Source organism: Dellaglioa sp. CoH-56-MRSF-12 (assembly GCF_056782075.1).
Window position 1 is genome coordinate 1 of the sequence record NZ_JBXAYD010000149.1, and the last position, 247, is coordinate 247.

At 73.7% G+C, this 247-nt stretch carries 1 protein-coding gene; it reads right to left on the reverse strand.

Annotated features, from left to right (window positions below; translation table 11 throughout):
- Window positions 1-247: hypothetical protein (locus AC1RPY_RS08110; RefSeq protein WP_481763172.1), on the reverse strand; the 247-nt coding region annotated here is incomplete at both ends.

A 247-nucleotide genomic window follows, 5' to 3' on the forward strand; every position in this document is an offset into this window, starting at 1 on the left:
CCTCCTCGCCGAGCGGGCCCTCGTCGAGCCGCAGCTCCAGCAGGAACGCGAGCGCCTGGCCGACCTCCCGCCCCGGCTTCAGGCCGAGCAGGCGCATGACCTGCTCGCCGTCCAGGTCGGGCCGGACGGCGTCCAGCTCCTCCTGCGCCTTCAGCTCGGCGATCCGCTGCTCCAGGTCGTCGTAGGCGAACCCGAGCCGGTCGGCCTTGCGCCGGTTGCGGGTGGTCACGTCGGCTCGGGTCAGCAT